We start from the raw sequence: 18,705 nt of genomic DNA on the forward strand, positions 1-18,705 counted from the left end.
TCTCAGACGCCGCCGATGAATTCACCGAAGGCCCGGCTGCCGTTGCCGGTGGAAATCGTCCGTTCGACCTTCAATGACAAGCCGTTGATGACCGACACGGTGTTGTCGAACCAATTGGCAACGTAGAGGTGGATGCCGTCGGGGTGCAGGGCGATGCCTTCCGGGTATTCCCCCACCGCAATGGTATCCACGACCGTCCGTCTCTCGACGTCGATGACCGAGACGGTGTTGTCGTACTGGTTGGTGACGAACAGCCGTTTGTACGGCGCCACATAAGCCACGGCATAGGGACGCTCACCGACTTTCACCGTCGCGATCACCGACAGCGTCCGTACGTCGACGATGGAAACGTCGTCGCTCTCGACGTTGGCCGAAAACAAGAGCTCACCCGAGGGATCGAGGGCGATCCCGAAGGGATGCTTCCCCACCTTGACCGTACGCAAGGTTTCCCCGCTCGCCGGATCCATTTCGGCAATGGCGTCGTCATCGCGATTGGCGACGTAGAGGCGCGAACCGCCGGGCGCCAGTACCAGTCCCGCCGGGACGTTCCCCGCCGGCAATCGGCGGACGGCGACCCGATTCTCCAGATCGACCACCGAGACCGTCCCGCCGTACCAGTCCGCCACATAGGCGAACCGCCCTTCGGCATCGACCGCCACGCCGACCTGGCCCTCGGCGGCGGCAATCTCCCCCACCACTTGCTGGTTCCGCCCGTCGATCAGCGTGAGGCTGCTGCCGCCGGCATTGGTCACCACGACGCGGTTGCCGTTCCGGCTGACGGCGACGCCGGCCGGTTCCTTCCCCACCTTCAGCGTGGTTCGGACCTCTCCGCTGGCGGTATCGATGACGCTGACGCTGTCGTCTTTCTGATTGGTGACGTACGCGAACGGTGCCGCCGAGGCGGCGGATGCAAAAAAGGCGGCGGCCAATGCCGCCGCCTCCCTGGCCCTCAAGAAGACAGATCGCTTCGCAGCCATGAGGCGATCATTTCTTCTCGGCCAGAGCCTTCAGGTTGGCCAAGCCCTCTTGGTAGATCGAAGTAACCGCCTTCAGCGCAGCCTCGTCGTTCTCTTCCGGCGGCGGATTGTTGTTCATGAAGGAGCGGTAGAATGCACCGTTCCATTCCACGACCGCCCCGGCACCGGCAGCCGTCACGCTGATGGTGGAGGAATAATTGGCGACCGGCAGGTCTTTCGGATCGACCTCGGTGATCTTGTACGAATAGCTCATCTTTTCGGCATCGTAGCTCTTGAGCTCTTCCTTGATGACACCGCCGGACTTCAGCTTCAACTCACGCGTCGCGCCCTTCTCGTTGCCGCCCGTGCCGGTGGTGCTGGCCACCTGAGGCATCCACTCGCCTTTGTCGAAATCCTTGATGATGCCCCAAACTACCGCCGGAGCGGCGCTGATCTCGATGGTCTCGGTGACCTTCTGACGGGTGGGACCGTGAGCGAACGTCGAACCGGTCCAGGCCACCAGCAAGCCGGTGGCGACAAGCAGAATCTTCTTCATTACTCCTCCGAACAGGGATAGATGGAAAGGTAGCCGATAAGTATAAGGGCAAACCTCATCGCGGTTAACCGGATAAGTTCCTGCCGTACGCTTCCAGCGCGTCCAGGATCGCCCGCCTGCCGGCATCGGACTCCTGGCTCCGGAGCCGGTCGATGCGGGAAAAGAACTCCGCCAGACTCAGCCCGCCGCCCTCGCCGTCCAGGCGGCCCCGCCGGAACGCGGCCCAGCGCTCGCGTTCCTCGGCATTCAGTGTCTCCGGAAAATTCCGCGCCCGGAACCGGAACAAAAGCTCGCCGAAACGGCCATCGACGAATTGGGGGCGGTAACGGGCCAACTGGTCCGGGGCCAAACGATGCACCCGATCGAGAGCACGCCTGTCGGCATCCGGAATGAAGCCCCCCCGGTAGAGCATCAGCTCCGGATCAAGGCCAGATTCAGACGGCAAGTCCGCCTCGAACGCCGCTGAAACCTTGGGGACGATATCGTCCGCGTGGTCCTGCACCCACCGGGCCCGTTCCCGGCAGAGGGCGGCGTCGATGCCAAGCCGCTCCGCGTCAGCCGATCGCAACGCCGACGTCGGGACGACCACCGGGCAGCGATTGGTATGCACCCCCTTCAGCGGAATCCGCTCGGCACCTTCCGGCAGCTCCGCAGACGGCGTGAAAAGCCGCTGGCGAATCTCGTCCACCGACAGATCGAGCAATTGCGCCGGATCGCGGGCGAGATCGAACACGATGACGCGCGTCGCGATGCGGGGATGCCGGCACAGCGGCAGCACGCAGGCGATGCATTGACGGGAGGCGGGAAACTTCTCGGAGACGTGCAATACGGGCTGCCAGGTCCCCAGTGCCAGCAGCCGTTCGGCCGCCTGTCTAGCCCGATTTTCCAGCGCGAACTTGAACAGCCGCGGCTGACGTTCGGCGATCAATTTGGCGAAACCCACGGTCGCCCGCACGTCGGACAAGGCGTCATGCGCCGATTCGTGTTGGATGCCGTTGGCCGCCGCCAGGCGTTCCAGCTTGAATACGGGAAAGCCTTCGGGATCCCGCGGCCATTCGATGCCATCCGGCCGCAGGGCCTGGGCCAGCCGGGCCAGATCGATGACGTCCCAGCGCGAATTGCCCGCTTTCCATTCCCGCGCATAAGGATCGTAGAGATTGCGGTAGAAAGCATGCCGCAGCATTTCATCGTCGAAACGCAGGGTGTTGTAGCCGAGCACGCAGGTGCCCGGCTGCATGAAGATACGATGGATGGCGGAGATGAACGCGTTCTCCGGCACGCCGAGTTCGGCGGCGCGCTGCGGGGTGATGCCGGTGACGAGACAGGCCTCGGGATGCGGAACCACGTCGTCCGACGGCCGGCAGTACAAGACGTCGGGCGGTCCGATCGGATTGAATTCCGGATCGGTCCGGAGACCGGCGAACTGGGCGATGCGGTCCCGGGCCGGGTCGGTCCCGAAAGTCTCCAGGTCGTACCAGTAGAACGAAGGCGTGGCGGCCATTCCGGCTAAGCTTTAGGCCTTGCCCTCGGCTTCCAGCTTGAGGCGCTTCTCGCATTTCTGGGCGCAGATGCAGTCGCCCCCGTTTAGCCCCCCGCAGGTACCCTTGATCGCCGGCCGCCCGAAAATGACGCCGACGGACATCATCAGGATTACGAAACCGATGATGGCGAAAGTGATCAGGAATAGAGTCATATACGATTTCTCCAACAGAACGCCGGTGGAGCCGGCTGCAAGCGGCTCCTTGTCCGGCATGGCCCCAAAAAGAACGAGGAGCGCGAGGCTCCCCGTTCCCTACGGATCCGGCGCCGAATCAGCCGCCAAAATCGTCCAGCATGATGTTCTCGCGGTCGACCCCTATATCCAGAAGCATCTGGATGACCGCGGAGTTCATCATCGGCGGTCCGCACATGTAGTATTCGCAGTCCTCCGGCGCCGGATGGTTCTTGAGGTACTGTTCGTACAGGATGTTGTGGATGAAGCCCGTGTAGCCGGTCCAGTTGTCTTCCGGCTTCGGGTCGGACAGGCCGAGGAACCACTTGAAGTTCGGGTTCTCCGCCTGCAGCTTGTCGAACTCCTCCACGTAGAAGGCTTCGCGCAGGCTGCGGGCGCCGTACCAGAAGCTCATCTTGCGCTTGCTCTTCAGACGGCGCAACTGGTCGAAGATGTGCGAACGCATCGGCGCCATGCCGGCACCGCCGCCGATGAATACCATCTCCTTGTCGGTGTCGCGGGCGAAGAATTCGCCGAACGGACCGGAAATGGTGACCTTGTCACCCGGCTTCAGATTGAAGATGTAGGACGACATGACACCCGGCGGCAACTGGTCTTCCTTGCCCCAAGGCGGCGTGGCGATACGGACGTTGAGCATGATGAGGCCCTTCTCTTCCGGATAGTTCGCCATCGAGTAGGCGCGGATAGCCGGCGCCTTGACGTGCGACTCGATCTTCCAGAGGTTGTACTTGTCCCAATCTTCGCGGTATTCCGGCTCGATGTCGAAGTCCGAGAACTTGCAGTCGTAGGGCGGACATTCGATCTGGATATAGCCGCCGGCGCGGAAGTCGACGTTCTCACCCGCCGGCAATTCCAGCACCAGCTCCTTGATGAAGGTCGCGACGTTGCGGTTGGAGCGCACGGTGCACTCCCATTTCTTGACGCCGAACACCTCCTCATGGACATGGATCTTCATGTTCTGCTTGACCGTCACCTGGCAGGACAGCCGGTCGCCCTGGGCCGCCTCGCGTTTGGTGATGTGCGAGAGTTCGGTCGGCAGGATCTCGCCGCCGCCTTCCAGCACCTGCACCCGGCACTGGGCGCAGGTACCGCCGCCACCGCAGGCCGAAGAGACGAACAGGTTGTTGTCGGCCAGTGCGGTCAGCAGCTTGGAGCCGATCGGGACCTGGATGGTCTTTTCGCCGTTGATCAGTACCTCCACGTTGCCCTCGGCCACCAGCTTCGACTTGGCGCCCAGGATCACGAAGACCAGGGCAACCACGATGGCCGTGAAGAAAAATACGCCTAAGATAATTTCCAACATGGGATCACCTACATCCTTATAACTGTATGCCGGAGAAGGCCATGAAACCCAGCGCCATCAGACCCGCGGAGATGAAGGTGATGCCCAGGCCGCGCAAGCCCGCCGGTACGTCACTGTACTTGAGCTTCTCGCGCACGCCGGCCATCGCGGTGATGGCGAGCGCCCAGCCGAAGCCGCTGCCCACGCCGTAGACCACGCTCTCCGAGAAGTTGTAGTCGCGTTCGATCATGAACAGCGAACCGGCCAGGATGGCGCAGTTCACCGTGATGAGCGGCAGGAAGATGCCCAAGGCGTTGTAGAGCGCCGGGAAGAACTTGTCGAGCACCATCTCCAGAATCTGCACCATGGCGGCGATCACGCCGATGCAGGCCATCAGGGCGATGAAGCTGAGATCGACGTCGCGCAGGCCGGCCCAGGACAGGGCGCCCTCCTTGAGCAGGTAGCTGTAGATCAGGTTGTTGGCCGGCACCGTCAGGGTCTGCACGATGACCACGGCGATGCCGAGGCCCACGGCCGTTTCGATCTTCTTCGATACCGCAATGAAGGTACACATGCCCAGGAAGAACGACAGGGCCATGTTCTCGATGAAGACCGACTTGATGAACAGATTGATGTAGGCTTCCATCAGTGTGCCTCCCCGTGTGCGGTGGCGATCACGAAATCGGCCTTTTCCACCTGCTGGGTCTTCCAGGAGCGGACCGCCCAGATCAGGAGACCGATCAGGAAGAACGCGCTCGGCGGCAACAGCAGCAGGCCGTTCGGCACGTACCAGCCGCCGTCCTTGACCAGGGGCAGCACATCGACCCCCAGCAGCTTGCCCGAACCCAGCAGCTCTCGGATGGTGGCGACGGTGACGAGGATCAGGCTGTAACCCAAGCCGTTGCCGATGCCGTCCAGGAAGCTTTCCCAGGGCGGGTTCTTCATGGCGTAGGCTTCGGCGCGGCCCATCACGATGCAGTTGGTGATGATGAGGCCGACGAACACCGAGAGCTGCTTGCTGATCTCGTAGGCGAAGGCCTTGAGCAGTTGGTCGACCACGATCACCAGCGAGGCGATGATCACCATCTGGGCGATGATGCGCACGCTGCTCGGGATGTGGTTACGGATCAGGGCGATGCCCGCGCTGGAGCAGGCAGTGACCGAGGTCAGCGCCAGACTCATGATCAGCGCCGTCGACAGCTGCGAGGTGACGGCCAGGGCGGAGCAGATGCCCAGCACCTGGAGGGTGATGGGGTTGTTGTCGACCAGCGGTTCGACGAGAACTTTCTTCGATTCTTCGTTCATGGGAATTAACCTCTTCCAGCTCTAACTTTCGCCAAATACGGTCCGAAGCCGTCCTTGCCCATCCAATAGCGGATCAGGTTGCTGACGCCGCGGCTGGTCAGAGTCGCACCGGCCAGGGCGTCCACCTGGTATTCGGCGCCCGGCTTGCTGGGATCTACGCCCCCTTTGACCAGGCCCAACGCCACTTCGCCGACTTCGACGCTCTGACCCTTCTCGGACAGGTTGCTTTCGTGCACCGTGGTCTTGGAGTAGTTGTAAACCTTCTTGCCCTTCCACAAGGCTTTCCATTTCGGGTTCACCACTTCGCCGCCGAGTCCGGGCGTTTCCGCCTGGTCGTAGAGATTGAGGCCGATCACGGTTTCACCGTCCGCTTCCAGCGCCATGAAACCGTACATGGTCGACCACAGGCCGTAGCCGCTCACCGGCAGGATCACGGACTTGAGCTGGCCGTTCTCCTTCACCAGATACACTTTGGCGTACCTGGGCTTGCGTTTGATGCTGGCGATGTCCTCCTCCGGAGGAATCGCTTCGCTCAAGGCAGGATCCTTGGCCGCCTTGCGCTGGTCGTAGGTCTTGGGATCCACCGCGTCGCTGTAGTCTCCCGTGGACAGCTCGACGATCCTGGGTTCGATGTTCTTGAACGCCTCGTCGATGTTGGTGCCGTCCTGGAGCAGGCCAGCCACCTCGAGGATGTTGACCTTCTCGTCCCTGGATTTGTTGGACTCCTGCAGCGGCTTGAGAGCCACGGCGGAACCGGACACCAGCACGGCCCCTACCAGGCACAGCCCCACCGCGACGGCGACGGTCTTCTCGAAGCTGTCGTTCGGCAGCGCCAGCACGCGCTCGGCGTAAACTCTGGCCTTTTCCTTCAGTGCGGCGAACTTGTCACCGCCCTGCACATTCGTCGAATTTGCTGCGTTAGGCATGACGTTTAATCCTTCTTGCGATGTTCGCCTTGATGACCGCGTAATCGATGAGCGGAGCGAAGATGTTGGAGAAGAGGATGGCCAGCATGATGCCTTCGGGGAAGGCGGGATTGACCACGCGGATCAGCACCGTCATGAAGCCGATCAGCGCGCCGAAGATCCAGCGGCCGGTGTTGGTATGCGCCGCGCTGACCGGATCGGTCGCCATGAAGCTCATGCCGAAGGCGAAGCCGCCCAGCGTCAGATGCCAATACCAGGGCATCGCGAACATGGCGTTGGAGTCGCTGCCGATGATGTTGAACAGGGTCGAGGTCGCGATCATGCCCACCATCACTCCGGCGATGATCCGCCACGACGCGATGCGGGTGTAGATCAGGAACGCCGCGCCGATGAGGCAGGCCAGGGTCGACGTCTCCCCCATGGAGCCGCGCTCGAAGCCGAAGAAGCTCTGGAACCAGCCTATGCCACCCTCGCGGATTGCATCGACCCCGCCCAGCGCCGCCAGGCCCAGTGCCGTCGCCCCGCTGAAACCGTCCACCGCGGTCCACACCATGTCGCCCGACATCGAAGCCGGATAGGCGAAGTACAGGAACGCGCGGCCGGTCAGCGCCGGATTGAGGAAGTTCTTGCCGGTCCCGCCGAACACTTCCTTGCCCATGACCACGCCGAAGGAAATGCCGATGGCCACCTGCCACAGCGGGGTATTGGGCGGCATGGTCAGGGCGAACAGGATCGACGACACGAAGAAACCTTCGTTGACGTCATGCTTGCGCACCACCGCGAACAGCACTTCCCACAGACCGCCGGCGACGATGGTCACGACGTAGATCGGGATGAAATACAGCGCGCCGTGGACCAGGTCCGACAGCGGATTCCACGGATTGTGGCCGAACAGGTTGATGATCGCGCCGCGCCAGCCTGGAGCCGATTCCATCCCGAGGGACGTCATCGCCAGATTGGCCTGGTAGCCGGTGTTGAACAGCGCCATCAGCATGCACGGCAGCGCCGCGATCCAGACGTAGGTCATCACCCGCTTGAGGTCGACCGAGTCGCGCACGTGGGTGGCGCCGTGGGTCACATCGGACGGGGTGTACAGGAAGGTATCCACCATCTCGTAGACGGGATACAGTTTTTCCAAACGCCCGCCCTTGGCGAAGAGCGGGTGCAGCTTGTCGAGAAATTGCCTTGCTGACATGAGACTTAGCCTTCCTTCTCAATCTGGGTGAGGTTCGAGCGAAGAACCGGACCGAAATCGTGCTTGCCCGGATCGACGAAGGTGCACAGCGCCAGGTCCTCTTCGTCCAGCTCCAGGCAGCCAAGCGCCTGGGCCATGTCGGTGTCGCCCACCAGGAGGGAGCGCACCAACTGGGTCGGCAGGATGTCCATCGGCATCACGTCCTCGTACACGCCGACGGGCACGATCGCGCGCGGGCTGCCGTTGGTGGAGGTCGTGAAAGGGAACTTGCGGCCGCGCTCCTTCGGCAGGCTCGCCAGCGTCACGTTGAGGAAGGAATATTTCGATGCGCTGGGCAGGATCCAGCCCATGAGCTCACGGGCCCGGCCTTCCTCCACCACACTGACCTGATTGTGGTAGCGTCCCAGGTAGCAGCCCCAGTCGCTCGCCTCGCGGCCATACAGGACGGAGCCGGAAATCACCCGCACCTCCTTCTCCGCCGCCGTCTGGCCCGCGGTGAGGTCGCACAGGCAGGCGCCGAGCCGGGTGCGCAGCAGACGCGGCCGGGCCACGCCGGGACCGGCCAGGGACACGATACGCTCGACGTTGATGCGGCCGGTGGTGAACAGCGCGCCGATCGCGATCACGGACTGGTAGTCCAGGTGCCAGACGCACTTGGACGGACCGACCGGATCCAGATGATGGATGTGGGTCCCTGCCAGACCGGCGGGATGCGGACCGTCGAATTCCGCGACCTCGACTTTGCCGCCATCGACGGCCGGCACGGCCTGCGACGGCGCCTTGCAGAGATAAACCTTGCCTTCGGTCAGCTTGGAAACGACGATGAGGCCATTCTTGAAATCCTCGACCCGGTCCTGGATCACCACATCCGGCCGCGCGGCCAGCGGATTGGTGTCGATCGCCGTCACGAAGATCGAATGCGGCTGGGTTTCCGGATTCGGCACCTTGCTGTACGGACGGGTCCGCAGGAAGGTCCAAAGGCCCGAGGCCAGCAGATTCTCCCGCACCTGAGCATCGCTCAAACCGGCCAGCTCGGCGGCCTGATAAGAGGCGAAAGTCACCTCGTCCCTGCCGTCCAGTTCGATCACCACCGACTGCAGCACGCGCCGCTCGCCGCGGTTGATCGCCTTCACCACGCCGGCACCGGGAGACGTGAAGTTCACCCCCGGATTCTGCTTGTCGGTGAAGAGCACGCTCCCCAGTTTGACGCGATCACCCTCGGAGACCTGCATCGTCGGCTTGAGACCGATGAAATCCGGCCCGATCAGGGCCACGGATTTCACGGCTCCGCCGTCGGCATGGATCACCTGTTCGGGCGCTCCCGTTATGGGCAGGTCTAAGCCTTTCTTCAGTTTGATTACCATAGTGAAGCCCACTTTCCAGACAAAAATCGGCCGCGCCAACCCCTCGCATGCCTGTCGACGATCCGTGGAGACACCGGGGGGAAAGCCGTGGAAACTGTGCAGGGTGTTTGTTATGGAGGGATTACGCCTTCACGCGCGGAAAAACATCCCCCGCGAACCGCCCGGCCGGGCGCAGCAACGCATCCTTAGGAGAACCCTGAACCCACGAAAAACAAAGCGATTTTCGTATTAGATCACAAAACCAACGAGGCAACAATTGAAGCCGCCGCGCCGCTTTTGTGCACCAGAAGCGACGAAATGGGGCATCGCTTTCAAGGCGGGGAGGAGTGGGAGACAAAAAAAGCCGGGCCCGAAGACGAGCCCGGAAACACCATCCCAGAGGATAAAACTTGAGGAAAACATCGGCTGTAACTTCAGTTCGCCACTTCCGTGACAACCTTGGGACACATTGTACGGGATCCCCCCCCATCCCGCCTTGATATACGTCAAGTTTCCATCAACTCCGGTACTGTTTCGTGCTTCCGCCGACACACCAAGTCTTATGATCCTTCGCACCTGGCAGTAAGACAATGCACCGCAACTGTTCATGACGACCATCGTGCACTCCCAGGAAAAATCCCATTTCCTCCGACTGGCACGGTGCCTCCTGCTCGCAAAGAATAAGGTGCGGCCAGGGCAAGCCGCGGCTTATCATTGCTCCGGCCCGGCGCTGATGGGCGGCGTCAATGAGCGTCTGCCGATCTCCGGGATGTTTTTTTGAGGATTATCCGAGAGTCGGCACGGCCGGATGGCCCATCCCTCGCGCCAGTCCTGTTCAGAAGATCCAAAGACATCCACCCGAAACCGTTCCGCGCCCCTCGTCATGAATCTCCTCGTCAAGTTGGTCAAAATCCTGCTCCTGCTGTTCTGCGCCGCGATCGCATTCGGCTGGGGCGCCTGCGGCGTTCTGGGGCTGGCGGCGGTCGGCAATCCCGGCAGCGAAGGCCTGTCCTGGGAAATTCTTCCGCTGGCCTTGGCGGGCTTCGCGCTGATGGCGCTGTTCGGCTGGTTCGCCTGGAAGCTCAAACGCTCCTTGAGTCCGTCCCCCGACAGGACCCCATGATCCGGGAAGCCGCCCTGGCGCACGGCGTCCACGCCACCCTGGAGGCGCTGGGAATGGCGCTCGGCGCACGCTATTACTTTTTCCTCCGTCGGAAATCCGGCCTGGCCTCCGCCCTGTCCAACCCCGGTTACGCCGTGCTCATGGGCTGCCTGCTGGGGGCGGCGAACGGCAACAAGGCGGTGTTCTGGCTGGACATGCCGCAGCTTTGGGCGGCGCACGGCGGCATTGCCGGCTTTTTTTACGGTGGTCAGTCCATGGTCGGCGGCCTGCTGGGCGGGCTGATCGGGGTGGAGATCGTCAAGACGCTGGCAGGCATGCGGCAGTCCACCGGCGATCTGTTCGTGTTCCCGATCCTGCTGGGACTCATGATCGGCCGGCTCGGCTGCTTCTTGGCGGGCCTTTACGATGACACCTACGGCCTCCCTACCCCGCTCCCCTGGGGCGTCGACTTCGGCGACGGGATCGCCCGCCATCCGACCCAGCTCTACGAAATCCTGTTCGCCGCCCTGCTCTGGGCCGCGTTGCGCGGGCAGCAAAGCCGCTGCGCCGCCGAGCCGGGCCTGCTGTTCAAGCTGATGCTGAGCGCTTACCTCCTCTGGCGACTGGGCATCGACGGCTTGAAGCCCGTCCACTACGCCTATCCGCTGGGGCTGTCGGGCATCCAGTGGGTCTGCCTCCTGGCGCTCGCGGTCTACGCACCGCTGACGCTGCGCCAATGGAGGCGCCTGGCATGAGCCGCAGGACCCGCCCCTATTTGTTCTACGACACCACCGCCTCGGTCTGCTCGGCCTGCCTCCAGCGGGTGGAGGCCAAAATCCTCATCAAGGGCGAGCGGGTGTTCATGGAGAAATGGTGCCCGGAGCACGGCTTCGAGCGCACGCTGATGGCGGACGACGCCGACTATTACCGCCAGTGCCGCGAGCAATGGATCAAGCCGCCGGAGCTGCCGCGCCGTTTTGCCACGCCCATGGCGCGCGGCTGCCCCTGGGACTGCGGCTTGTGCCCGGATCACATGCAGCATTCCTGCGTCACCGTGCTGGAGGTCACCGGCCACTGCAACCTGCGCTGCCCGGTCTGCTATGCCGGCTCGGGACCGAACACCCCGAATTACCGCAGCCTGGACGAAATCGGCCGGATGCTCGATGCCATCGTCGAGGCCGAGGGCGAACCGGACGTAGTGCAGATTTCCGGCGGCGAGCCGACCCTGCACCCGCAGTTCTTCGACATTCTCGCGGCGGCGCGCCGACGCCCGATCCGGCACCTGATGATCAACACCAACGGCATCGCCCTGGCGCGCGATCCGGATTTCGCCCGGCGGCTGGCCGAGTTCGGCCCGGGACTGGAGGTCTATCTCCAGTTCGATTCGCTGGATGATGCGGTGCTGCGCCGGTTGCGCGGCGCCGATCTGGCGCGGATACACGAACGGGCGTTGGAGCGGCTGAATACCGCCGGCGTCTCCACCAGCCTGGTCGCCACCTTGCGCAAAGGACTGAACGATGGCGAGATCGGCGCACTGATCCGCCATGCCTTGAACCAGCCCTGTGTACGCGGCATCACCTTCCAGCCGATCGAGGACGCCGGACGCAACGAGGGCTTCGATGCCGCCCGCCACCGGCTCACGGTGAGCGAAATCCGCCGCGCCGTCGCCGAACAATCGGGGCTGTTCGCGTTGGAAGACGTGGTCCCCGTCCCCTGCAATCCGGACACTTTGGCGATGGCTTACGCCCTCAAGCTGGACGGCCAAACCCTGCCGCTCACCCGCTACCTGGACCGGGAACTCCTGGTCGGCGGCGCGTCCAACACCATCGCCTTCGAGCGCGATCCGCGGCTCAGGGACACCCTGGTGCAACTGTTCTCCACAGCCCACGGCCCGGAACAGCGCGCCCGCTGCCTATCCGACCTGCTGTGCTGCCTGCCGCGCGTCGAAAGGCCGGCGGCGCTGGACTACCGCAACGTCTTCCGCGTACTCGTCGTACAATTCATGGATGCGGCCAACCTGGACCTGCGGGCTCTCAAGAAGTCCTGCGTACACATCGTCCAGCCGGACGGCCGGATGATCCCGTTCGAAGCCTACAACCTGTTCTATCGCAATCCGGGATGAGCCACTACTCCCGAATCACGACCTTGGCCGCCCTGAAGCTCCGACCGGAAAGCCAGTACTGTCCCCGAGTGTGAACCAGCTCATGATGCTCAACCGTCTTTCGAAGCCCCTCCTCTACGGAACCTTGCTGTCCGCAGTTCCCGCCGCCCTGGCAGACCCCACGCCGCTACCGTCTTCGCCCGCAACGGCATTCCCATCCTTTCCCGACCGCCCCTTCCCCCCGTCGGCAGCGATGGGCCGGCGCGACGAGCATCAGCCTATTCAAAGGACGATCCGGTTCACGATCGGCAACGAGGAAAAAGAGGGATACGCGGAAATTCCGGTCGCCGGCAGGCAGCGCATGGTCATCGAGCACGTTTCGGCCCTGGTGCAAGGCCCCTCCGGGCAAAAGTATTTCGCGTCGCTGCGGACGACCCTCCAGCGTAACGAGACGGCCTGGCACTACCTGGTCTTGTCTCAGCAATACGCCGGAGCCGGCATCGACGTTTACGCGGCAAGCCAGCCGATACGGGCCTATGCGGACCCCGACGAGCTTCCGATCCGGTTTTCGGTGAGCCGCGGACTCGATGATGGCGGGACGGTTTCCGTCGACGCCACGATCTCCGGCTACCTGGTCGATCGCTGACGCCGGCGTGTCGCGTCCCGGCCGAACGCATCGTCCGCATGGCGGAAGAGGATCTCAGGCACCGGCGGGAACTGGAGCACAAGAGCCGTGAGGCGGAAATCGCCCTCCGCCAGGCTGCCCAGGACCTGGAACAGAGAAAACTGACCGAATATTACCGGATGGGCCAATTCGGCCAGATGGCAGGGATCGCCGTCTCCATTTTTGCCATCGGCGGCGCTCTGGTTGCGGCTTTCTATGGCGCCCCTTGGCAAGTTTCGGCCGCGATCAAGGGACTCCCCATCGCCGGCATCGTGTTGAGCCTGCGATCTTGACGCCGCTCCCCGCGGCAGCGGGGTTCGTGACGCATTCAAGGCTGGACGATCCGCCCGGCCTCCCGCCACCGAGCCGGCATCCGGTAACGGCGCATTCACCACCCGGTCGCCGAGATCGTTCACGACCGGTCTTCCCTGCGGCGACAACCCGACCGCATCGAAAGCCGCCTCACCGCCAATCGGGTCGCGGTAGTTGCCGCGACGAAAATTCCGCGATTCCTGAAACCACAGGCTCATCTGGTGAGGCAGCGGCGTGCGTATCATTGGCCACACGTGCCACTGGAGCCGGTGGGTCGATAACCCTGAACAGGGACCGTTCGGCATATTCAAGAAACAGCCCGAGGAGCAAACCATGGCGGACCGGAACGAACACGCTTACTTCCGTTACTGGGGCAAGGCGCGCAAAGAGGGCGAGCCGGGCGCTCCCTATCATTTGCTGCCTTACCATTGTCTGGACGTGGCGGCTGTCGGCGCGGTGCTGCTGGAACGGCATGGCTTCTTGCGCACCAAACTGGCGGGGGCCCTGTCGCTGCCGGAAGCCGTTGTGCAGACTTGGATCAACACGCTGCTGGCCTGGCATGATCTGGGAAAATTCGCCGAACGTTTTCAGCAGCTCAAGCCTGAGCTTCGCCGTCAATGGTGGGGCGAGATCGCCATGAACTACTACGACCCTCGCCACGATTCGCTGGGTTTCCTGTTGTGGCACGACGCTCGCCGCGGGTTGCGTCTGGAGTGCGAAGCATGGTTCGGCGACGAAGACTTCTATCTCCATTTCCTGCAATTCTGGCTACCCGCCGTCACCGGCCACCACGGCACGCCGCCCCGCTTGCCAAGCGGCGGAACCAGTGCGCGAGAGCATTTCCAGTCCGACGACCAGGACGCCGCTCGGCAGTTCTGTAGCGAAACCCTGGGCTTATTCCAACCGGACGCATCCGCTCTTATCGCCCGCTTCGGGAGCAAGGTATGGAAAACGTCCCTCAGGGAAAGCGCCTGGACCCTGGCCGGATTGGCCGTGTTGTGCGATTGGCTGGGCTCGGACAGGGAGATGTTCCCCTATCGCACGGAACCCATGCCCCTGGGCGAATATTGGGAAAACTGCGCCTTGCCCCAGGCCGACCGGGCGCTGCGAAAGTCAGGCGTATTACCTGCAGCGAAGGCACAGCCCCAGAGCCTGCAGCAATTGTTTTCCGGCAAGATCGAAACAGCAACGCCGTTGCAGCGCTTAGCCGGCGAATTGCCCATTTTGCCTGGACCGCAGTTGTTCATCCTGGAAGACGTGACCGGTGCCGGCAAGACGGAAGCAGCCGGGCTGCTGGCTCACCGCCTCATGGTTCAGGATACGGCGCAAGGCCTTTTCATCGCGTTGCCGACCATGGCCACGGCCAATGCCATGTATGAGCGCATGGCGAAGGTCTATCGCCGCCTGTTCGCCGAAAGCGAAAATCCGTCCCTGGTGTTGGCCCACAGTGCCCGGCATTTGTCTGAAACCTTCAGCCGCTCCGTGCTAGAGGGCATCGCTGAGGATGCTCCCTATGACGGCAGCGAGGAGACCGCCTCCGTACAGTGCGCCGCCTGGCTGGCCGATCACCGCAAGAAGGCATTGCTGGCGGACGTCGGCATCGGCACGGTGGACCAGGCTCTGCTGGGCATCCTGCCGGCGCGCCACCAGTCGCTGCGGCTCTTGGGCTTGCGCAACAAGGTGCTGGTGGTGGACGAAGTGCACGCCTGCGACGCCTATATGCACCGATTGTTGTGCGCGCTGCTCAAGTTCCACGCCGCTCTGGGCGGCAGCGCCATTTTGCTCTCCGCGACCTTGCCGCTCGGTATGCGGCGGGAACTTGTGGCAGCCTTCCACGACGGCCTGCAAACGGCTTGTCCGCAGTTGGCGGCGCTCGACTATCCCCTGCTCACCCGCAGCAGCCGCGCCGGTTGTGCCGAGATGGCCATCGCCACCCGCACCGAAGTGCGGCGCCGGGTGGCCGTGCATCAGGTGCATGGGCTGGATGCCGTTTATGCGGAGATACGCCGCGCCGTGGAAACGGGGCGTTGCGTGTGCTGGGTGAGGAACACGGTGCACGATGCCCGTACCGCCTATGCCGAGCTGGCGGCTTTCGGCTGGGTGGATGCGGACAAGCTCGACCTGTTCCATAGCCGCTATACCCTGCAAGACCGGCTACGCATCGAAGGCGAGATCGTACGGCGCTACGGCGAAACTTCCGGGCCGGAACAGCGCAAAGGGCGCATCCTGATCGCCACCCAGGTGGTGGAGCAATCGCTGGATTTGGATTTCGACGTGATGGTCAGCGACCTGGCGCCCATCGACCTGCTCATCCAGCGTGCCGGCCGCTTGCAGCGCCACGTGCGCGGCGTCGACGGCACGCGCTTGCGCGATGCAGGCGCCGTGGATTTGCGCCCGGCGCCCGAGCTGCTGCTTTTCACCCCGGAGGCCGTGGAACAGCCGGCCCGGGACTGGTTCAAAAGCCTGTTTCCCAAAGCCAATGCCGTCTATGCCGATACAGGCCGGTTGTGGCGCACGGCACGGGTGCTGGCCAAAATCCAGGGTTGGAATATGCCGGAAGACGCCCGGCTTCTGATCGAGCAAGTCTACGGCGAGAAAGGCGAAGACATCCCCGAGGCGCTGGAGCATGCCAGCCGGGAAGCGGAAGGCGAGCGCCGCAGCCAAGGCTGCCTGGCAGATTTCAACTCGCTGAAATTGGAAGCCGGCTACAGCCAGGACGCCAATGCCTGGGACAACGAGGCCAAGATTCCCACCCGCCTGTCCGACGATTCCTCCACCGTGTACTTGGCCACGCGGGAAGATGGCGCACTCCGGCCTTTCCATCCCGACGGCGGTTATCCCTGGGATTTGAGCAGCCTGCACGTGCCGGCCAAAAGGCTACCGGATTGGAGACCCAGCGAAGAAATTCAGGCGTTGCAGAAGGAGCAGCGACGGCTTAAAGACGGGGTCGTGCTGGTGATGCTGCCGCAGGAACGCTGCTGGGTCGCCGAGGGCGAAATCGCGGCGGTTTACGATCCCTGCATGGGGCTGCTGCTGGGCGATGAGGCGGCAGGCGGCGCCAGACCGGCGGTTGGTTGAAGGAATTTGCTAAATACATACAAGGCATGCATGATGAACATGGAGTTCGACCCCGATAAAGCCGTCCGCAATCGTTTGAAACACGGCGTGTCGTTTGCCGAAGCCGAGCCGGTATTCAACGATCCACTGGCGTTGACGCGGGAAGATGAGGATGCCCGCGGCGAACGGCGCTTTGTGACCCTGGGTCTGGGCGCCCTGGGCAGATTGCTCGTGGTGGTATGGACGCAAAGGGGCGATGCCATCCGCCTAATCTCGGTGCGCGAAGCAACCCGCAATGAAAGGAAAGCCTATGAAAGCTGAATACGACTTTTCCGAAGCCAAGCGTGGTGCGGTGGTGGAGCCGAAAGGCAAGACCCGCATCAGCATCTACCTGGACGACGACATCCTGGCCGCTTTCCGCGCCCGCGCGGAAGCGGAAGGCAAGGGATACCAAACCCTCATCAACGCCGCACTGCGCGCGGCCATCGACCCGAGCGCAGCGCCAGTGACTGTAGAGACGTTGCGGCAGGTGCTGCGCGAAGAGTTGCACGCGGCATGAGCCCTGGGCCCGGCAATCGAAAGGAGGCAGGCGATGAATTTGCTAAGCGACTGGAACTGGCTTCCCGTCACGCGCGGGACGAATGAGCGGGAAGCCGTCGAGCCTTGGCAGATCACCCAGGGAATAGGCAACCGGCCCATTCTGGACGTGCTCGCGCCGCGGGCCGACTTCAAAGGCGCGCTCTACCAGTTCTTGATCGGCCTGTTGCAGACCGCATTCGCGCCGGAGGACGAAATTGCATGGCGCGCCTTGTGGGAAAAGCCGCCCGCGCCGGAAATCCTCAAAGCCGCCTTCGAGCCGTATCTCCCGGCCTTCGAGCTGGGCGGCAGCGGGCCGGCCTTCATGCAGGATTTCGATTTGTCCGAAGGCGAGCCCAAGGAAATAGCCGCCCTGCTCATCGAAGCTCCCGGTGGCAAAACCCTGCGGGAAAACCTGGACCATTTCGTCAAAGGCGGGACTGTTCAGCGCATGGCACCCGAGTGGGCGGTGATGGCTCTGTTCACCTTGCAGATCAACGCGCCGTCCGGCGGCGTCGGCCATCGGGTCGGCCTGCGCGGTGGTGGCCCGTTGACCACACTGGTTCTGCCCGACGAAACCGATGGCCCCGCCAGCCTGTGGCACACGCTGTGGCTCAACGTGCTGACACAGGAAGAACTGGCGCTGCAGACCGGCAATGCAAAACTCTCCGAATTGGCCGCCATCTTTCCCTGGTTGGCGCCCAGCCGCACCAGCGAGGCGAAAACGGGCGCTGAAACCCAGCCGCACGACGGCCATCCCCTGCAAATGTATTGGGCCATGCCGCGCCGTATCCGCCTGGATTTCGCCAATGCCGAGCCGGGCTATTGCGACCTGAGCGGAAAGTACTCCGAACGGCTTATCGGTGGCTACGTCACGAAGAACTACGGCGTCAACTACACCGGCCCCTGGCAGCATCCTTTGACGCCCTATTCCATCGATCCCAAGACTGGTCCCTTGTCCATCAAAGGCCAGCCGGGCGGCGTATGCTACCGCCATTGGCTGGGACTGGTGCTGGACGGCGGCGAAAACAGCCAACGCCATCCGGCGCAGGTGGTAAATACTTATTTGAAAAGCCGCCAGGGATTGATGACAGGCGACTATCAGCCGCGCCTGTGGGCTTTCGGTTACGACATGGACAATATGAAGGCCCGCTGCTGGTATGAAGCCACTATGCCGGTTTTTCCCTTCGACTGGGAAAAACGCGAATCCATTCAAGGTGCCGTGCAAATCCTGCTGGATGCCGCCGCCGAAGCCTTGGGCACAATGCGCTCTTGTCTCAAGGAAGCCTGGTTTTCCCGGCCCAAGGACGCCAAAGGCGATTTTTCTTTCGTGGACCGGGAGTTCTGGCAAAGCACGGAGGCGGATTTCTACCGTGCGCTGGCAGAAATCGCCGAAGACCAAACCGGTGCCGACAAAGGGCTGCGCGAAGCCTGGCGCCGATGCCTGGTTCGCCACGCCTTGGGCATCTTCGATCACTGGGCCTTGTCGGAAAGCAACGAAGATGGGGACATGAAACGCCTGGTCCTGGCGCGCGGCCGCTTGTTGGGCGGGCTGAAGGGCGGCAAGCAAATGAAAAAATTGGCGGCCTGAGACGGAG

At 62.9% G+C, this 18,705-nt stretch carries 19 protein-coding genes; 9 read left to right on the plus strand and 10 right to left on the minus strand.

What is annotated here, in order from left to right; all coding sequences use genetic code 11:
• Positions 1-2: 2 nt before the first annotated feature.
• From ABZN20_RS08705 to ABZN20_RS08750, 10 genes are all read right to left on the minus strand, one after another.
• Entirely contained in the window at positions 3-977 is a 975-nt protein-coding gene (locus tag ABZN20_RS08705; RefSeq protein WP_218807517.1) for a beta-propeller fold lactonase family protein, read from the minus strand.
• A 7-nt stretch (positions 978-984) separates the two neighbouring features.
• Positions 985-1,512, minus strand: a complete 528-nt coding sequence (locus ABZN20_RS08710; RefSeq protein ID WP_218807518.1) for an SRPBCC family protein — start codon at positions 1,510-1,512, stop codon at positions 985-987.
• A 64-nt stretch (positions 1,513-1,576) separates the two neighbouring features.
• Positions 1,577-3,013 (minus strand): exodeoxyribonuclease I, encoded by a 1,437-nt coding sequence (sbcB, locus tag ABZN20_RS08715; RefSeq protein ID WP_367027368.1) that lies wholly within the window; start codon positions 3,011-3,013, stop codon positions 1,577-1,579.
• 12 nt (positions 3,014-3,025) lie between these two features.
• Positions 3,026-3,205, minus strand: a complete 180-nt coding sequence (locus tag ABZN20_RS08720; RefSeq protein ID WP_367027369.1) for a DUF539 domain-containing protein — start codon at positions 3,203-3,205, stop codon at positions 3,026-3,028.
• Positions 3,206-3,323: 118 nt separating this feature from the next.
• Entirely contained in the window at positions 3,324-4,547 is a 1,224-nt protein-coding gene (gene nqrF / locus ABZN20_RS08725) for an NADH:ubiquinone reductase (Na(+)-transporting) subunit F (RefSeq protein WP_367027370.1), read from the minus strand.
• A gap of 16 nt (positions 4,548-4,563) precedes the next feature.
• A complete protein-coding gene (gene nqrE, locus ABZN20_RS08730) occupies positions 4,564-5,172 on the minus strand; it encodes an NADH:ubiquinone reductase (Na(+)-transporting) subunit E (protein WP_218807522.1) in 609 nt (202 codons plus the stop codon).
• Positions 5,172-5,831, minus strand: a complete 660-nt coding sequence (locus ABZN20_RS08735) for an NADH:ubiquinone reductase (Na(+)-transporting) subunit D (protein WP_218807523.1) — start codon at positions 5,829-5,831, stop codon at positions 5,172-5,174. Before ABZN20_RS08735 ends, nqrE begins: the two co-directional genes overlap by 1 nt.
• A 5-nt stretch (positions 5,832-5,836) precedes the next feature.
• On the minus strand, positions 5,837-6,757 hold the full coding sequence (locus ABZN20_RS08740; RefSeq protein ID WP_218807524.1) for a Na(+)-translocating NADH-quinone reductase subunit C: 921 nt from the start codon (positions 6,755-6,757) through the stop codon (positions 5,837-5,839).
• Complete coding sequence (locus ABZN20_RS08745; RefSeq protein WP_218807525.1) at positions 6,750-7,952, minus strand: NADH:ubiquinone reductase (Na(+)-transporting) subunit B; 1,203 nt, start codon at positions 7,950-7,952, stop codon at positions 6,750-6,752. The genes ABZN20_RS08740 and ABZN20_RS08745 overlap by 8 nt, the downstream gene beginning before the upstream one ends.
• Positions 7,953-7,957: 5 nt before the next feature.
• Positions 7,958-9,316: a Na(+)-translocating NADH-quinone reductase subunit A gene (locus ABZN20_RS08750; RefSeq protein WP_218807526.1), complete on the minus strand. Its 1,359-nt coding sequence runs from the start codon at positions 9,314-9,316 to the stop codon at positions 7,958-7,960.
• An 862-nt stretch (positions 9,317-10,178) separates the two neighbouring features.
• On the opposite strand from ABZN20_RS08750, the gene ABZN20_RS08755 reads away from it, so the two are divergent.
• From ABZN20_RS08755 to casA, 9 genes are all read left to right on the plus strand, one after another.
• Positions 10,179-10,418, plus strand: a complete 240-nt coding sequence (locus ABZN20_RS08755) for a hypothetical protein (RefSeq protein WP_218807527.1) — start codon at positions 10,179-10,181, stop codon at positions 10,416-10,418.
• Positions 10,415-11,152, plus strand: a complete 738-nt coding sequence (locus ABZN20_RS08760) for a prolipoprotein diacylglyceryl transferase family protein (protein ID WP_367027371.1) — start codon at positions 10,415-10,417, stop codon at positions 11,150-11,152. The genes ABZN20_RS08755 and ABZN20_RS08760 overlap by 4 nt, the downstream gene beginning before the upstream one ends.
• The gene (locus tag ABZN20_RS08765; RefSeq protein WP_367027372.1) at positions 11,149-12,519 is read left to right on the plus strand and encodes a radical SAM protein; all 1,371 of its coding nucleotides are present in this window, start codon (positions 11,149-11,151) and stop codon (positions 12,517-12,519) included. Before ABZN20_RS08760 ends, ABZN20_RS08765 begins: the two co-directional genes overlap by 4 nt.
• Positions 12,520-12,601: 82 nt before the next feature.
• Positions 12,602-13,144 (plus strand): hypothetical protein, encoded by a 543-nt coding sequence (locus ABZN20_RS08770; protein ID WP_367027373.1) that lies wholly within the window; start codon positions 12,602-12,604, stop codon positions 13,142-13,144.
• Positions 13,145-13,182: 38 nt separating this feature from the next.
• Positions 13,183-13,455 (plus strand): hypothetical protein, encoded by a 273-nt coding sequence (locus ABZN20_RS08775; RefSeq protein ID WP_367027374.1) that lies wholly within the window; start codon positions 13,183-13,185, stop codon positions 13,453-13,455.
• Positions 13,456-13,807: 352 nt separating this feature from the next.
• On the plus strand, positions 13,808-16,552 hold the full coding sequence (gene cas3 / locus ABZN20_RS08780) for a CRISPR-associated helicase Cas3' (protein WP_367027375.1): 2,745 nt from the start codon (positions 13,808-13,810) through the stop codon (positions 16,550-16,552).
• A gap of 30 nt (positions 16,553-16,582) precedes the next feature.
• Entirely contained in the window at positions 16,583-16,852 is a 270-nt protein-coding gene (locus ABZN20_RS08785) for a BrnT family toxin (RefSeq protein ID WP_367027376.1), read from the plus strand.
• Positions 16,842-17,090 (plus strand): BrnA antitoxin family protein, encoded by a 249-nt coding sequence (locus ABZN20_RS08790; RefSeq protein WP_367027377.1) that lies wholly within the window; start codon positions 16,842-16,844, stop codon positions 17,088-17,090. The genes ABZN20_RS08785 and ABZN20_RS08790 overlap by 11 nt, the downstream gene beginning before the upstream one ends.
• Positions 17,091-17,123: 33 nt before the next feature.
• Positions 17,124-18,698: a type I-E CRISPR-associated protein Cse1/CasA gene (gene casA / locus ABZN20_RS08795; RefSeq protein ID WP_367027378.1), complete on the plus strand. Its 1,575-nt coding sequence runs from the start codon at positions 17,124-17,126 to the stop codon at positions 18,696-18,698.
• The last annotated feature ends 7 nt before the right edge of the window (positions 18,699-18,705 follow it).

This window comes from Methylococcus sp. ANG (genome assembly GCF_040730495.1).
GTDB lineage: Bacteria > Pseudomonadota > Gammaproteobacteria > Methylococcales > Methylococcaceae > Methylococcus.

Excerpts from the sequence above, each read along its gene's own strand:
- ABZN20_RS08705 (WP_218807517.1), bottom strand. The coding sequence starts at position 977 with ATGGCTGCGAAGCGATCTGTCTTCTTGAGGGCCAGGGAGGCGGCGGCA.
- ABZN20_RS08710 (WP_218807518.1), bottom strand. The coding sequence starts at position 1,512 with ATGAAGAAGATTCTGCTTGTCGCCACCGGCTTGCTGGTGGCCTGGACC.
- sbcB (WP_367027368.1), bottom strand. The coding sequence starts at position 3,013 with ATGGCCGCCACGCCTTCGTTCTACTGGTACGACCTGGAGACTTTCGGG.
- ABZN20_RS08720 (WP_367027369.1), bottom strand. The coding sequence starts at position 3,205 with ATGACTCTATTCCTGATCACTTTCGCCATCATCGGTTTCGTAATCCTG.
- nqrF (WP_367027370.1), bottom strand. The coding sequence starts at position 4,547 with ATGTTGGAAATTATCTTAGGCGTATTTTTCTTCACGGCCATCGTGGTT.
- nqrE (WP_218807522.1), bottom strand. The coding sequence starts at position 5,172 with ATGGAAGCCTACATCAATCTGTTCATCAAGTCGGTCTTCATCGAGAAC.
- ABZN20_RS08735 (WP_218807523.1), bottom strand. The coding sequence starts at position 5,831 with ATGAACGAAGAATCGAAGAAAGTTCTCGTCGAACCGCTGGTCGACAAC.
- ABZN20_RS08740 (WP_218807524.1), bottom strand. The coding sequence starts at position 6,757 with ATGCCTAACGCAGCAAATTCGACGAATGTGCAGGGCGGTGACAAGTTC.
- ABZN20_RS08745 (WP_218807525.1), bottom strand. The coding sequence starts at position 7,952 with ATGTCAGCAAGGCAATTTCTCGACAAGCTGCACCCGCTCTTCGCCAAG.
- ABZN20_RS08750 (WP_218807526.1), bottom strand. The coding sequence starts at position 9,316 with ATGGTAATCAAACTGAAGAAAGGCTTAGACCTGCCCATAACGGGAGCG.
- ABZN20_RS08755 (WP_218807527.1), top strand. The coding sequence starts at position 10,179 with ATGAATCTCCTCGTCAAGTTGGTCAAAATCCTGCTCCTGCTGTTCTGC.
- ABZN20_RS08760 (WP_367027371.1), top strand. The coding sequence starts at position 10,415 with ATGATCCGGGAAGCCGCCCTGGCGCACGGCGTCCACGCCACCCTGGAG.
- ABZN20_RS08765 (WP_367027372.1), top strand. The coding sequence starts at position 11,149 with ATGAGCCGCAGGACCCGCCCCTATTTGTTCTACGACACCACCGCCTCG.
- ABZN20_RS08770 (WP_367027373.1), top strand. The coding sequence starts at position 12,602 with ATGATGCTCAACCGTCTTTCGAAGCCCCTCCTCTACGGAACCTTGCTG.
- ABZN20_RS08775 (WP_367027374.1), top strand. The coding sequence starts at position 13,183 with ATGGCGGAAGAGGATCTCAGGCACCGGCGGGAACTGGAGCACAAGAGC.
- cas3 (WP_367027375.1), top strand. The coding sequence starts at position 13,808 with ATGGCGGACCGGAACGAACACGCTTACTTCCGTTACTGGGGCAAGGCG.
- ABZN20_RS08785 (WP_367027376.1), top strand. The coding sequence starts at position 16,583 with ATGATGAACATGGAGTTCGACCCCGATAAAGCCGTCCGCAATCGTTTG.
- ABZN20_RS08790 (WP_367027377.1), top strand. The coding sequence starts at position 16,842 with ATGAAAGCTGAATACGACTTTTCCGAAGCCAAGCGTGGTGCGGTGGTG.
- casA (WP_367027378.1), top strand. The coding sequence starts at position 17,124 with ATGAATTTGCTAAGCGACTGGAACTGGCTTCCCGTCACGCGCGGGACG.